This is a genomic window from Nocardia sp. NPDC051756, assembly GCF_040681495.1.
Lineage (GTDB): Bacteria > Actinomycetota > Actinomycetes > Mycobacteriales > Mycobacteriaceae > Nocardia.
On the sequence record NZ_JBFAYV010000009.1, the window covers coordinates 17296 to 30847 of the forward strand.

Consider the following 13552-nt stretch of genomic DNA (forward strand, 5'->3'; position numbering starts at 1 on the left):
GTCAGACCTCCTCAACTGTCACGAGGTGGCGCACGACATTGATGAGTCCCCGGTTCTGCGAGTTGTCCTCGCGAACCACGGTCTGCCGGATCTTGCGCAGACCGAGCGTGCGCAAACTGTCACGCTGGTTCTTCTTGGCGCCGATCGTGCTCTTGATCTGGGTCACCTTGAGATCTGCCATTACCTGGCACCTCCCGCAGCCTGGGCGCGCGCACGCAGCATGCCCGCAGGGGCAACGTCCTCGAGCGGCAGGCCACGGCGAGCCGCGACCTCTTCCGGACGCTGCAGCATCTTGAGCGCCGCAACGGTCGCGTGCACGACGTTGATGGCGTTGTCGCTACCGAGCGACTTCGCCAGGATGTCATGGATGCCAGCGCATTCCAGCACGGCACGGGCCGCACCACCGGCGATCACACCGGTACCGGGCGAAGCCGGACGCAGCATGACCACACCGGCCGCCGCCTCACCCTGAACCGGGTGGACGATGGTGGAGCCGATCATCGGGACGCGGAAGAAGCTCTTGCGAGCCTCCTCGACACCCTTCTGGATGGCCGCGGGAACTTCCTTGGCCTTGCCGTAGCCGACGCCGACCAGACCGTTGCCGTCACCGACGATCACGAGGGCGGTGAAGCTGAAGCGACGACCACCCTTCACGACCTTGGAGACGCGGTTGATCGCGACGACGCGCTCGAGCTGGTTCTTCTCGGCCTGCTGGTCGCGACGGTCGTTGCCGCCACGACGGTCGCGGCCACCGCCGCGCTGGTTGTCGCCGCCACCGGCGGCACCATTCTGCTGTCCGGCGGGTCCGTTGCCGCCGTCACGCCGTTGACGTCCCGGCATCAGACGTTCCTTCCGTTGGTCTTGATCATCAGAACTTCAACCCACCTTCGCGAGCAGCGTCGGCGAGCGCCGCGATGCGGCCGTGGTAGTCGTGACCACCACGGTCGAACACGACGGCGTCGACGCCGGCGGCCTTGGCACGCTCGGCCAGCAGTTCGCCGACCTTCTTGCTCTTGGCCGACTTGTCGCCGTCCAGCGCACGCACGTCCGCCTCGATCGAGGACGCGGCGGCGATGGTCTTGCCCACCGAGTCGTCGATCAGCTGCGCGTGCAGGTGCCGCGAGGAGCGGTTGACCACCAGGCGCGGACGCTCGGTGGTGCCTTCGACCTTCTTGCGCAGACGGAAGTGACGGCGGGTCTTCGACAGACGACGCGTCGTGGACGCGTCCTTGCCGCGCGGCTTGCGCTTGGCGATCTGGTTTTCGGTTTGCGCCATGATCACTTACCCGTCTTTCCGACCTTGCGGCGAACGACCTCGCCGGCGTAGCGGATGCCCTTGCCCTTGTACGGGTCGGGCTTGCGCAGTCCGTGGATCACAGCGGAGATCTGACCGACCGCCTGCTTGTCGATTCCGGACACGGAGAACTTGGTGGGCGATTCCACCGCGAAGGTGATGCCCGCCGGGGCCTCGATCGGCACCGGGTGGCTGTAGCCGAGGGCGAACTCCAGGTTCGAGCCCTTGGCCTGCACGCGGTAACCGACACCGAAGATTTCCATCTTCTTCTCGTAGCCCTTGGTCACGCCTTCGACCATGTTGGCGACGAGGGTGCGGGTCAGGCCGTGCAGCGAGCGGTTCTGACGCTCGTCGTTCGGGCGAACGACCTCGAGCTGGCCGTCATCGCCCTTGGCGATGGTGATCGGCTCGGCGACGGTGTGCGTCAGGGTGCCCTTGGGACCCTTGACCGACACCTGCTGGCCGTCGATGGTGATTTCGACGCCGGCCGGAACTGCGATGGGCTTCTTGCCAATACGCGACATTTGTCCTACCTCCCCTTACCAGACGTAGGCGAGGACTTCCCCGCCTACACCTTGCTTGGCCGCCTGGCGATCGGTGAGCAGACCGGTCGACGTGGAGATGATCGCCACGCCGAGGCCGCCCAGGACCTTGGGCAGGTTGGTGGACTTCGCGTACACACGCAGACCCGGCTTCGAGACGCGGCGCAGGCCCTGCAGGCTGCGCTCACGGCTGGGGCCGTACTTGAGATCGACGACCAGGGCCTTGCCCACGGTCGCGTCCTCGGTCCGGTAATCGGCGATGTAGCCCTCGCGCTTGAGGATCTCGGCGATGTTCGCCTTGAGCTTCGAGTGCGGAGCCTTCACCTGATCGTGGTACGCCGAGTTGGCGTTGCGCAGACGAGTCAAGAAGTCCGCGATCGGATCAGTCATGGTCATGGTTAGACCTCGACACCTTTCTCGCTACGGTTCCCATGCAACACCGCCATGTACAAGACATGCCGATCGTGGGCCTACAGCAATTGGGCTGGTCCGGTCGACGCTTGCCGACCGGATGAGTTCTCAAAATGAGTTCTCGGTGCCTGGGACGGGCCGCAGGTGTCTGGTCAGTCGATGCACACAGACCTGCGGACACAGAGGTGCCCAGGCAACCGGTCTAGTGTAGACAACGCCCAGCTGGCGGCCAAATCCGGGGGCGTGACCCTGCCCACCCGCCCTCCTCGGAAGGATCGGACTCCGCACCGATGCGTCGACTCGACCTGCACCCGGCGAAGAAGCTGCGCAACCCCGGACGTCACCTGCGCCGGCTCGCGCAGTGGCCGGAGTGGATCGTCGATCAGATCCCCGACACGTTCGCCGAGCAGCGCTACTGGAACTTCAAGATTCCGGTCTTCAACAAGCTCGTCGATTCGCCGCAGACCACGAACGCGATCCGCAAAGCATGCCTGGCCACTATATTCGCCGCCGCCGAAGCAGTCGAAAAATCCCCACGCCGCCCTCCCCACAGCCGCATCGCCTGCCTGGTAAACACACCCGACCTATTCAACTCCGAGGTCACAATCTTCCTCTCGGAGGACTACTTCAACGGATTCCGACCGGTCGCGGAAACCCAGCACACCGACTACCCAGGCGGCTGGATCGAAACCACACCAGCCGACTCGACCGCATTGACCCCGATCCGACCGCCCGAACCACCAGGCCTCACCTTCCTCGGCGGAACACACTTCCTCGAATTCGACGAAGAATGGCCCGACCTACAGATCACCCGCACCCTCTGGAACTGGACATATCCCCATCACCAGGAACTCGACAACAAGTGAGCCGAGTAAGCAGCACCCGAGACGCTGAGTTCATTCCTCGGAAATCAGAAACTCCGGATCCGCATTGCTGCGAATCCGAACGTTCCTCCAGTCGACATTCACTGAGTAAACCCCGCCTGAACAGGTCAGAGAATCAATGTTACCCAAGTCCTCGGCACCGCTAGCATCTTTATATTTTCGGACCGGCCGGTCGAGCCATTCAACACCGAGAACTTCACTGAAGACGAGTTCGCCAGTAACATAGCAATACTGTTCACCAGCCGAAGGCTCGTGATAGCTAGAATGCTCAGGCATCAATACCGCTTCGAGGACGAACTTGACGGCAGAAGCCCTCTCGACAATATCCAGCACATAACTGTCCGCCAGATACAGACCACAAAGACTTGCAAATTCTGCATAATCTCGCGTCACGGCATGATCCAATCATCGGGCCATCGACAACGCGAACGCTCCGTCGAGGAACTCGCGCTCTTGATCGGTGGCGGGAGAGATTTTCTTGCCGCCACGTTCGAGAATCACAACAGACGGCGCAAGGACACCTTCGATCAGCACTTTGAACACTTGATGCCCAGTCCCGAAATATGTCTCGTACATCAGCTTTACGAGCGTCTCAAAGGCATCGATATCAATGTTCCACAGATCAGAAGCTGCCGCGCTGAGCCCAGTAGGCACAGCTAGTACCGACCCGACATCCTGAAGCATCCGAACATACAGGTCACCAACGCGCAGCGACGGACTCCAAATCGTCTCATCATCGATTACGAAAACGTAGCCCATTGCACCCTACGGCCGGTACTCGTGAAATTCCCATTTGGCGAATTGACCGATCTCCGCCGCCAACTCCGGCCAAGTCGGTCGATCAATATCCCTCAACAAGTTGTCGACGTATTGCCTGATCAAGGTGAGCTCGATTCGCTCCAACACCACTAGGTATCGACTGGAGTCCGGGTCTCCCGGATCTACAATAGACTCCCGAGCCTCCGGCGTAGACACCATCAGATCGAAGGATTCTTCGCCAGGACCATCCATTGGACCGATCATCAGCTGAACAAAGAGCGCATCGGAGGGCAACGGCCACTTCTCCAGATCTGCATCGGGACTGTGAATGCGTTTCAGTTCAGCCTTCATGGCAAATCCGTGACGTTGAGATGCCCATTGCCCTGCCACCGGCCATTAGAAACATTCCTCCATTCGAAGTTGGCCTGATATCGCTGCCGATCCCGAAGTTTTCTTTTCCTTTTGCCGCGTCGCGCAACATCCCACTAAGTTCTTCCCAGCGGGAACCACCGCCGCCCCTCCGCCCTAGCCGGTCGAGAAGGTTCCTGGACGGCCGCCCCGGTTCCGTCTGATTCTGAGCCCGATCCACATCCAGTGGGTTGCTGAACGCTTCCCGGGAGTCCACCGTGGTGAGCCATCTCGCGGAGACAGCGCGGCATGTCACTGAAGTGCATGCCTACGAGAGTGCTGGGTGGCAACCGTGTAGCACATTGGATGCGACGATGCCGCAATGTGGCCGTATGCGGGCGCTCTGTCTGAGCTAGGAGCCGCTTCGCCGGGACCCAGCAACCTCGATAGGACATCTCAGCGAACACCACGTGACCTCTGTTGGGCGGGCGACTGGGCTGCACATACTACGTAGGTACTTGCGACTGGCGTAACGCTCGGAAGGCCGGTCACGGTGTACCGAAGGAAACAACTGCACTGTTGCGAGAAGGGACCGCGGGTGAACGTCCTGGTCGAAATGACCGCTCTGACTCTGAGCCGCCCCACTGCTGGGGCCGGCGACATCGAGCGTGCGGCCTGGTACGAGGCCAAAGCCAATCTGCATACGTATCTTGCCGGGCAAGGCGGCTCCGATGCCGCGCGGGAGACCGCATTGGCAGTCAGCGCGCACCAGCGCTCGCTGGAACTGCTGGGCAGGCACAACTGACGAATTACCAACGGCGAGAACGCACAAAGGCACGGCCTCCAGTGGAGGCCGTGCCTTTGTTCAGTTAAAGGTCCTGAGTTACTGCACTCACGAGGAGGGCAGGATCACCAGGAGCTCTTGTGCACGCCCGGCAGCTCACCGCGGTGCGCCATCTCGCGAAGGCAGACACGGCAGAGGCCGAACTTGCGGTAGACCGCGTGCGGGCGACCGCAACGCTGGCAACGGGTGTAGGCGCGGACGGCGAACTTCGGCTTGGCCTCAGCCTTGATCCGCAGTGCTTTCTTGGCCATCGTCAGTTCTCCTTGAACGGGAAGCCGAGGTGCTTGAGCAGGGCGCGGCCCTCTTCGTTGTTCGTCGCGGTGGTCACGACGGTGATGTCCATACCGCGCGGACGGTCGATGGAGTCCACGTCGATCTCGTGGAACATCGACTGCTCGCTGAGGCCGAACGTGTAGTTGCCGTTGCCGTCGAACTGCTTCGGCGACAGGCCGCGGAAGTCGCGGATACGGGGCAGCGCGATGGAGACCAAGCGGTCCAGGAACTCCCACATGCGATCGCCACGCAGGGTGACCTTCGCACCGATGGGCATGCCCTCACGCAGCTTGAACTGCGCGATCGACTTGGTCGCCTTGCGGATCTCCGGCTTCTGGCCGGTGATCAGCTCGAGGTCCTTGACCGCACCGTTGATGAGCTTCGCGTCGCGGGCGGCGTCGCCGACACCCATGTTCACGACAACCTTGACCACGCCCGGGATCTGCATCACGTTGGCGTAGTCGAACTCGCTGTTCAGCGCGTCCTTGATCTCGGCCCGGTAGCGCGCCTTCAGGCGCGGCTGGGTCTGCTCAGAGGTAGTCATGTCAGATGTCCTTCCCGTTCTTACGGGAGACCCGGACCCGCTTGCCGCTCTCCTCATCGGTGCGGTAACCGACACGGGTCGGCTTGCCATCGGAATCGACGACCATCACGTTCGAGACCTGGATGGGGGCTTCCTGGGTCACGATGCCGCCCGAGGAGGCGCCGCGCTGGTTCGTGGAGTTCGCAACGTGCTTCTTGATCCGGTTCACGCCCTCGACCAGGATCTTGCCGGTCGCCGGGTAGGCCTGAATGACCTTGCCCTTGGCGCCCTTGTCCTTACCCGAGATGACGAGCACGGTGTCGCCCTTGTGCACCTTCATGTCAGAGCACCTCCGGGGCCAGCGAAACGATCTTCATGAACTTCTTTTCGCGCAGCTCACGGCCGACCGGGCCGAAGATACGCGTGCCACGCGGGTCGTTGTCCGCCTTGATCAGCACGGCCGCGTTCTCGTCGAACTTGATGTACGAACCGTCCGGGCGACGGCGCTCCTTGGTGGTGCGCACGATGACGGCCTTGACGACCTCACCCTTCTTGACGTTGCCACCGGGGACAGCGTCCTTCACGGTAGCGACGATGATGTCGCCGATACCGGCATAGCGACGCGACGAACCACCGAGAACGCGGATGCAAAGGATTTCCTTCGCGCCCGTGTTGTCGGCGACGCGCAGTCGCGACTCCTGCTGAATCACTTCAGCTCCTCCTGGACCTGGATGTATACGCACGCCGGATTGCCGACCCGACGGGCATGGTCAGTTGCCCTCCGGACGCGCGCCTGCCAGCGGTTTCGTGGATCCGAATGTGCAACTCGAGAACCAACCACTGGGGGTTCACTGCCGAATTGCGGGCATAGCTCCCGCAGGCAACTGGTCCAGTGTAGGTGAACCCGCAGGTCGACCCAAATCGGGGTCGAGGTCGAGACTCGCGTCACGCCGGGCGAGTCATTCCGCGCCGATACCCTCGGACCGAGCAAGATCAGTAAAGGAGAAGCACCGTTCGGCTCGACCGTACCGAAAAGGGGATGCTCTTGAGCTCGTCCGCTCGTCTCGATCGCCGCGCCTTCCTGCTCGCCCTCGCGGCTGTGCCCGCCGCGGCGACGTTGGCCTCCTGCACGCAGGATTCGCAAGCCTCGAATGTCAAGCTCACCGGCGTCGATCTGGCCGGGGCGGACCCGGCGATCCGCCCGCAGGACGATCTCTACCGGCATGTGAACGGGACCTGGTTGACGCAGTATCGGCTGCCGCCGGACAAGTCGTCGTTCGGATCTTTCGATGAAGCGAACGATCGCACCGAGCAGCAGTTGCGCGGCATCGTCGAGGGCATCCGCAATCCGCAGGCGGGCTCGACCGAGCAGCAGGTCCGCGATCTCTACGACGCCAGGCTCGATCGGGACGAGATCGAGCGGCTCGGCATGACGCCGGTCGCCGATCTGCTCGCCGCGATCGACGGCGCGAAGACCAAACCGGACCTGGCCCGGGTGATGGGTTCGCTGCCTATCGCGGGACTGATCGGGTTGCAGGTCGTTGTCGATCAGAAGGACTCGGCCAAGTACATCGCCCAGGTCAGCCAGTCCGGCATCGACGCGAATCTGGACGAGCAGTACTACCGCAAGCCCGAGTACGCCGAGCAGATCGCGGCCTACCGGACGTATCTGCAGCAGGTCGCGGCCGGCGCGGGCCTCGCGGATCCGGCGGGTACCGCGCAGCGGGTGCTCGACCTGGAGACGAAGATCGCCGCCGGGTTCTGGGACAGCGTCCGCGATCGCGACCCCGACACCACCTACAACCCGGTCACCTGGGCCGAATTGGTCAAGCTCGCACCGCAATTCGACTGGGATCCGTGGCTGGCGGGCAGCACCGACCGGCCGAAGCAGTTGTTCGACAATCTGGTGGTCCGACAGCCCTCGTTCGTCACGACCGCGGGCCAGCTGTGGGCCGACGTCCCGATCGAGCAGTGGCAGGAGTACCTGCGCGTCGGTGTGGTGAAGGAATTCGCGCGCTACCTGCCCAAGACGATCGCCGACGCCACGTTCGAGTTCGTCGACAAGACGCTGCAAGGCCGGGACCAACGGCAGGAACCGTGGAAGGACGGCCTGGACACGGTCGACGCGAACCTCGGCGAGCCGTTCGGCAAACTCTATGTGGCCAAGCACTTTCCGGCGTCGGCCAAGGACCGCGCCAAGGCGCTGGTCGCCGATCTCATGGCCGCCTACCGGCAGGACTTCACCAACTCCGCGTGGATGTCGTCGACGACCAAGACGGCTGCCCTCGCGAAGCTGGACAAGATCGTCGCGAAGATCGGGTATCCGGACAAGTGGATCGACTACTCCGGGGTGAAGATCACCAAGGGCAAGCTGGTCGAATCCGTCCGCGCGGTAAGGACTTTCGAGGTCGCTCGCGCTTTCGACAAGCTCGGTACGCCGGTCGACAAGACCGAGTGGGGCTTCCCGCCGCAGACGGTGAACGCCATGTATGACCCGAACGCCAACCAGATCACCTTCCCCGCCGCCATCCTGCAAGCGCCGTTCTTCGACGCCGACGCGGTGTCCGCGGTCAACTTCGGCGGCATCGGCGCGGTCATCGGCCACGAGATCGGGCACGGCTTCGACGATCAGGGCGCGAAGTACGACGGCGACGGCAACCGGCGCGACTGGTGGACACCCGAGGACACGGCCGCGTTCGAGGCCAAGACCAAGCAGCTCATCGAGCAGTACAACGCGCTGACGCCCGAGGGCCTCGATCCGAGCAAGCACGTCAACGGCGCGCTGACCGTCGGCGAGAACCTCGCGGACCTGCGCGGATTGCAGATCGCCCTGGCCGCCTACCGCGCGGCCGCCGAGCGCGACGGCAAGCAGCCGGACCTGAAGACGGTGTTCCTGTCCTGGGCCAGGATCTGGCGGCAGCAGGCGACCACGCAGACCAAGGAGATGCTGCTCGCCAGGGACGTGCACTCGCCCAACGAGTTTCGGGCCAACCAGGTGGTGCGCAATATCGCCGAGTACTACAGCACGTTCGGCGTCGTGGCGGGCGACAAGCTGTTCCTGGCGCCGGACCAGCGGGTCACGCTCTGAGCTGGACCGCCGGGTAGGGCCTGCGACGGGTAGCCTCGGGCGAACAAATCGCGCCTGACGAGGATGCGGCGGGACCGCATCGGGAGAGGAAATCCTCGTGACACGTCTCGGACACCTGGACCGTCGTGCCTTCCTGATCGCACTCGGGGTGGTGCCCGCCGCCGCCGCGCTGGCGTCTTGCTCGAACGACTCCGCACCGGCGAGCAAGCCGCTCGCCGGTGTGGACATGGGTGGTGCGGACCCGGCGATCCGGCCGCAGGACGATCTGTACCGGCATGTGAACGGAAAGTGGTTGCGCGACTACCAGTTGCCGCCGGACAAGGTCGCCTTCGGTTCGACCAGCGAGGCGGCCGAACGCACCGAGCAGCAGTTGCGCGAGATCATCGACGGCATCAAGGATCCGAAGCCGGGATCCGAGGAGCAGCAGATCCGGGACCTGTTCGACGCCAGGGTGGATTGGGACGAGATCGAGCGGCTCGGCATGACCCCGCTGGCCGAGTTGTTCGGCAAGGTCGACGGCGCGGCGACCAAGGCGGACCTGGCCAAGGTGATGGCCGAGCTGCCGATCGCCGGGCTGATCGGCATCGGCATCGGCACCGACCGGAAGAACTCGAACGCCTACATTCCGTCGGTCGGGCAGTCCGGGCTCGGCCTCGGCGAGCAGTACTACCGCAAGCCGGAATACGCCGAGGTGCTCGCGCAGTATCGAATCTTCCTGGGGCGCATCGCCGCCGGCGCGGGACTGCCCGACCCGGAGGGCTTGGCGCAGCGCGTGTTCGATCTGGAGAAGCGGATTGCGCCCGCGCACTGGGACAACGTGCGCACCCGCGATACCGACGCGACCTACAACGTGTTCAGCTGGGCCGACATGGTCGCTCTCGCACCGGGATTCGACTGGGACCCGTGGATGGCCGGCAACACCGACCGGCCGCGTGAGCTGTTCGCGACGATGGTGGTCGGGCAACCGTCCTTCATCACGGCGGCCGGTCAGCTGTGGACCGAGGTCGACATCGCCACCTGGCGCGACTATCTCAAGATCAGCGTGATCCGCGACTTCGCGCCGTACCTGCCCAAGGCCGTCAACGACGCGAACTTCGAGTTCAAGGGCAAGGTGCTCAACGGGCAGGAGGAGCGCCCGGACCGGTGGAAGTACGGGGTCGGGATCGTCGACGACAAGCTCGGCGAACAGCTCGGAAAAGTGTACGTGGACAAGTACTTTCCGCCCGAGGCCAAGCAGCGGGCCAAGGAAATGCTCGACGATGTCATCGCCGCGTACCGGGACAACTTCACCAACTCGACCTGGATGTCCCCGGCGACCAGGACGGCGTCGATCGCGAAGCTGGACAAGATCGATCCCAAGATCGGGTACCCGGACAAGTGGGTCGACTACTCGCAGATGAAGATCACCAAGGGCAAGCTGATCGAATCACTGCTGTCCATCAATACTTTCGAGTCCAAGCGCGCGTTCGCCCGGCTCGGCAACCCGGTCGACAAGACCGAATGGGGCATGTCGCCGCAGACGGTGAACGCCTACTACTCGGCGTCCTCCAACCAGATCGTGTTCCCGGCGGCCTACCTGCAGCCGCCGTTCTTCGACAAGGACGCGCAGCCCGCCGTCAACTTCGGCGCGGTCGGCGCGACCATCGGCCACGAGATCGGCCACGGCTTCGACGACCAGGGCTCCAAGTACGACGGTGACGGCAACCGCAAGGACTGGTGGACCCCCGAGGACAAGGCCGCGTTCGAAGCCAAGACCAAGCAGCTGGTCGATCAGTTCAACGTTCTGGTGCCCGAGGGCCTCGACCCTAGCCAGCACATCAACGGCGAGCTGACCGTCGGCGAGAACCTCGCCGACCTGCGCGGCTTGCAGATCACGCTGGCCGCCTTCCGCATCTCGGAGAAGCGCCGCGGCATCGAAAACCCGGACTACCAAACGTTTTTCCTGTCCTGGGCGCGCAGCTGGCGGGAAAAGCAGACCAAGGAACTGACGATCCGCTACCTCGCCTCCGACACCCACTCCCCCGCCGAATTCCGCTGCAACCAGGTCGTGCGCAACCTGACCGAGTTCTACAACACCTTCGGCGTCAAGGAAGGCGACAAGCTCTTCATGCCCGCGGACCAGCGCGTCACCTTCTGATTCCCGCACACCCCTCGATTTCCCGCACACCGTCTCGCCGGCGATTCGGTGTGCGGGAAATCAGCAGGTGTGCGCCTAATGCGGCGTCCGATTAGCGCCGGTCCGGGCGGCGCGATCTGGGCAGACTGAGCGCATGACGCACTCCCTCACCGACCCGATGGCCGTGCTGACCGGGATGTACGCGGCGGAGGCCGAGTACTTCGCGGCGGGTGGGCCCGACGGCTCGTCGTTCGATCCGCTCGCCCCGTTCTTCGCCACCGACGTGGTGCTGCATCAAGCCGACGGCCTGCCCTACGGCGGAACCTGGCGCGGCCACGACGGCATGGAACAGTTCTTCCGCGCCATGGCCCGCACCTGGGCATCCTTCGACCTGTTGGACCAGTCGTTCCTGGCCACCGGCGAAACCGCGGTCGTCCACACCCGGGTCCACGCCCGCGCCCGCGCCACCGGCCGCGAACTCACTTTTCCTATCCTGCAAACGATTACGATCGCCCACGGCCGGATCGCCGAAGTGCACCCGTTCTATTGGGACACGGCGGCGATCGCGGCGGCGTGTGCGTTGTAGCCGGTCAGCGTGCGGGTACCGGGGTGAGTTCCTCGGCTTCGGCGAGTTCGGCTTGTTCATCGTGGACGTACTTGTTGCCGGCGAAGAAGGAGGCGGCGGCGGCCAGGAACATCATGATCGCGGCGGCGACGAAGACGACGACCAGGCCGGTGTGGAATGGGCCGGTGAGCAGGTGGGGGAAGAATTCCTGGCCGGTGAGGGTGTCGGCATTGACGCCCGGTTTGGCCAATTCGCCGGTGGGACCGAGCAATTCCTGGATCGGGTTGTAGCCGAGGAACGCGGCGAACATGCTGGCCACCGGGGGCAGGCCGGCGACGTCGGCGGCGGCTCCGGCGGAGACGCCCTGAGCGCGCAGGCCGGCGTCGAGTGCCGAGGGCAGGCTGGCGGCAAGGCCGACGACCATGAGCGAGAAGAAGATTCCCATGGACAGCGCGTTGCCGCCGTTGAACAGGGTGCCGCGCATACCGGAGGCCGCGCCGCGCTGGGCGGCGGGCACGCTGGACATGATGGCGGCGGTGTTGGGCGAGAAGAACAGCCCACTGCCGATGCCGTTGAGCAGGATGATCGCGGCGAACACCCAGTAGTTGAAGTCGACGGGGACGACCAGCAGCAGCAGGAAGGTGACTCCCGCGATCAGCGCGCCGCCGGTGGTGAAGGGGCGCGAACCGTAGCGGTCCGACAGCCAGCCCGAGACCGGTCCGGCCGCAAGGAATCCCACGGTCAGCGGCAGCAGATAGATGCCGGCCCACAGCGGGGTCGACTCGAAGCTGAAGCCGTGCAACGGAAGCCAGATGCCCTGCAACCAGATGATCAACATGAACTGCATGCCGCCGCGCCCGATGGAGACCATCAGGTTGCTGAAGTTGCCGAGTCCGAAGGCCCGGTTGCGGAACAGCGCGAGGTGGAACATCGGATCGGCGACCTTGCTCTCCACCACACAGAACACCCCGAGCAGCACGATACCGCCGATCACCGACCCGAGCACCCACGGACTCGACCAGCCGGTGGCGTGCCCGCCGTAGGGCTGGATGCCGTAGGTGATGCCGGTGAGCAGCGCGGTGAGCCCGAGCCCGAAGGTGATCGTGCCCGCCCAGTCGACCTTGCCCTTCGACCGGATGCCGACCTCGTGCAACGAGCGGTACGACCAGAACGCACCGAGGATGCCGATCGGGACGCTCACCCAGAACACCGCGCGCCAATCCCATTCCGACAGCACGCCACCGATGAGCAGGCCGAGGAACGAGCCCGCGACCGCCGCCACCATGTTGATGCCGAGCGCGGTCCCGCGCTGCTTGGCCGGGAAGGCGTCGGTGAGGATCGCGGTGGCGTTCGCGGTCAGCATCGCGCCGCCCACGCCTTGAACCACACGCCAGACGATGATCCACATGGCGCCCGCGCCACCGTGGAACGGATCGAAGGACAGCGCGAGCGCACAGAACGCGAACACCGCGAAACCCATGTTGTACACGCGAACTCGGCCGAAGAGATCGCCGAGCCTGCCGAACATGACCACCAGCACGGCGGTCGCGAGCAGGTACCCCATCAACATCCACAGCAGGTAACCGACGTTGCCCGCGTCGAGCGGGTTCAGCCCGATGCCGCGGAAGATCGCGGGCAGCGAGATCAGCACGATCGACGAGTTGATCGCGGTGAGCAGCACCCCGAGTGTGGTGTTGGTCAGCACGATCCACTTGTAGTGCGGGTGGTCCCGGTCGTAGCGCTGCCTGCGGCGGATGGTCGAAACCTCGCCGAGGTCGAGATCGGTGGATGGAGACGTCACAGCACAGCCCCTCACAGATTGTTATCTCCGCAAACTATATAGTTAGCGGATGTAACGATCAAGACCGGCCGGTGTGATCTGCGACCGGGCAGGCCTCGTCCAGG

Annotated in this window: 18 protein-coding genes; 5 read left to right on the top strand and 13 right to left on the bottom strand. The window is 64.2% G+C overall.

Features of this window, described 5'->3' with window-relative positions:
• Position 1: 1 nt before the first annotated feature.
• From rpmD to rpsH, 5 genes are read right to left on the bottom strand one after another with little or no spacing between them, the layout of a single operon-like run.
• Positions 2–181, bottom strand: coding sequence for a 50S ribosomal protein L30 (gene rpmD / locus AB0M22_RS35060; RefSeq protein ID WP_150404110.1), 180 nt, complete (start codon positions 179–181; stop codon positions 2–4).
• On the bottom strand, positions 181–840 hold the full coding sequence (gene rpsE / locus AB0M22_RS35065) for a 30S ribosomal protein S5 (protein WP_107654159.1): 660 nt from the start codon (positions 838–840) through the stop codon (positions 181–183). Before rpsE ends, rpmD begins: the two co-directional genes overlap by 1 nt.
• A 28-nt stretch (positions 841–868) precedes the next feature.
• The gene (rplR, locus tag AB0M22_RS35070; protein WP_364736197.1) at positions 869–1276 is read right to left on the bottom strand and encodes a 50S ribosomal protein L18; all 408 of its coding nucleotides are present in this window, start codon (positions 1274–1276) and stop codon (positions 869–871) included.
• 2 nt (positions 1277–1278) lie between these two features.
• Complete coding sequence (gene rplF / locus AB0M22_RS35075) at positions 1279–1818, bottom strand: 50S ribosomal protein L6 (RefSeq protein WP_364736199.1); 540 nt, start codon at positions 1816–1818, stop codon at positions 1279–1281.
• A 15-nt stretch (positions 1819–1833) separates the two neighbouring features.
• On the bottom strand, positions 1834–2232 hold the full coding sequence (rpsH, locus tag AB0M22_RS35080; RefSeq protein WP_069161946.1) for a 30S ribosomal protein S8: 399 nt from the start codon (positions 2230–2232) through the stop codon (positions 1834–1836).
• Between the two features lie 305 nt (positions 2233–2537).
• On the opposite strand from rpsH, the gene AB0M22_RS35085 reads away from it, so the two are divergent.
• Complete coding sequence (locus tag AB0M22_RS35085; RefSeq protein ID WP_364736201.1) at positions 2538–3113, top strand: DUF3916 domain-containing protein; 576 nt, start codon at positions 2538–2540, stop codon at positions 3111–3113.
• A gap of 30 nt (positions 3114–3143) precedes the next feature.
• On the opposite strand, the gene AB0M22_RS35090 is transcribed toward AB0M22_RS35085, so the two are convergent.
• From AB0M22_RS35090 to AB0M22_RS35100, 3 genes are read right to left on the bottom strand one after another with little or no spacing between them, the layout of a single operon-like run.
• A complete protein-coding gene (locus tag AB0M22_RS35090) occupies positions 3144–3524 on the bottom strand; it encodes a hypothetical protein (RefSeq protein ID WP_364736203.1) in 381 nt (126 codons plus the stop codon).
• Between the two features lie 12 nt (positions 3525–3536).
• The gene (locus tag AB0M22_RS35095; protein WP_364736205.1) at positions 3537–3890 is read right to left on the bottom strand and encodes a DUF6086 family protein; all 354 of its coding nucleotides are present in this window, start codon (positions 3888–3890) and stop codon (positions 3537–3539) included.
• A 6-nt stretch (positions 3891–3896) separates the two neighbouring features.
• Positions 3897–4241, bottom strand: coding sequence for an Imm8 family immunity protein (locus AB0M22_RS35100; protein ID WP_364736207.1), 345 nt, complete (start codon positions 4239–4241; stop codon positions 3897–3899).
• Between the two features lie 613 nt (positions 4242–4854).
• On the opposite strand from AB0M22_RS35100, the gene AB0M22_RS35105 reads away from it, so the two are divergent.
• A complete protein-coding gene (locus AB0M22_RS35105) occupies positions 4855–5043 on the top strand; it encodes a hypothetical protein (protein WP_364736208.1) in 189 nt (62 codons plus the stop codon).
• A gap of 104 nt (positions 5044–5147) precedes the next feature.
• Here AB0M22_RS35105 and AB0M22_RS35110 read toward each other — a convergent pair whose 3' ends face one another.
• The 4 genes from AB0M22_RS35110 to rplN are packed head-to-tail and all read right to left on the bottom strand — an operon-like array spanning position 5148 to position 6588.
• Positions 5148–5333, bottom strand: a complete 186-nt coding sequence (locus AB0M22_RS35110) for a type Z 30S ribosomal protein S14 (protein ID WP_040731429.1) — start codon at positions 5331–5333, stop codon at positions 5148–5150.
• A gap of 2 nt (positions 5334–5335) precedes the next feature.
• On the bottom strand, positions 5336–5899 hold the full coding sequence (gene rplE, locus AB0M22_RS35115) for a 50S ribosomal protein L5 (RefSeq protein ID WP_150404096.1): 564 nt from the start codon (positions 5897–5899) through the stop codon (positions 5336–5338).
• 1 nt (position 5900) lies between these two features.
• A complete protein-coding gene (rplX, locus tag AB0M22_RS35120) occupies positions 5901–6218 on the bottom strand; it encodes a 50S ribosomal protein L24 (RefSeq protein WP_364736211.1) in 318 nt (105 codons plus the stop codon).
• Between the two features lies 1 nt (position 6219).
• Positions 6220–6588 (bottom strand): 50S ribosomal protein L14, encoded by a 369-nt coding sequence (rplN, locus tag AB0M22_RS35125; protein ID WP_107654146.1) that lies wholly within the window; start codon positions 6586–6588, stop codon positions 6220–6222.
• 329 nt (positions 6589–6917) lie between these two features.
• Between rplN and AB0M22_RS35130 the strand changes: the two genes are divergently transcribed.
• The 3 genes from AB0M22_RS35130 to AB0M22_RS35140 all read left to right on the top strand — a co-directional run bounded on the left by AB0M22_RS35130 (position 6918) and on the right by AB0M22_RS35140 (position 11668).
• On the top strand, positions 6918–8966 hold the full coding sequence (locus tag AB0M22_RS35130) for a M13 family metallopeptidase (protein ID WP_364736213.1): 2049 nt from the start codon (positions 6918–6920) through the stop codon (positions 8964–8966).
• A gap of 97 nt (positions 8967–9063) precedes the next feature.
• Positions 9064–11103: a M13 family metallopeptidase gene (locus AB0M22_RS35135; protein ID WP_364736215.1), complete on the top strand. Its 2040-nt coding sequence runs from the start codon at positions 9064–9066 to the stop codon at positions 11101–11103.
• A gap of 133 nt (positions 11104–11236) precedes the next feature.
• On the top strand, positions 11237–11668 hold the full coding sequence (locus AB0M22_RS35140) for a nuclear transport factor 2 family protein (RefSeq protein ID WP_364736217.1): 432 nt from the start codon (positions 11237–11239) through the stop codon (positions 11666–11668).
• Between the two features lie 4 nt (positions 11669–11672).
• Here the strand turns inward: AB0M22_RS35140 and AB0M22_RS35145 are convergent, their stop codons facing one another.
• On the bottom strand, positions 11673–13448 hold the full coding sequence (locus tag AB0M22_RS35145) for an MFS transporter (protein ID WP_364736220.1): 1776 nt from the start codon (positions 13446–13448) through the stop codon (positions 11673–11675).
• Positions 13449–13552 lie beyond the last annotated feature (104 nt).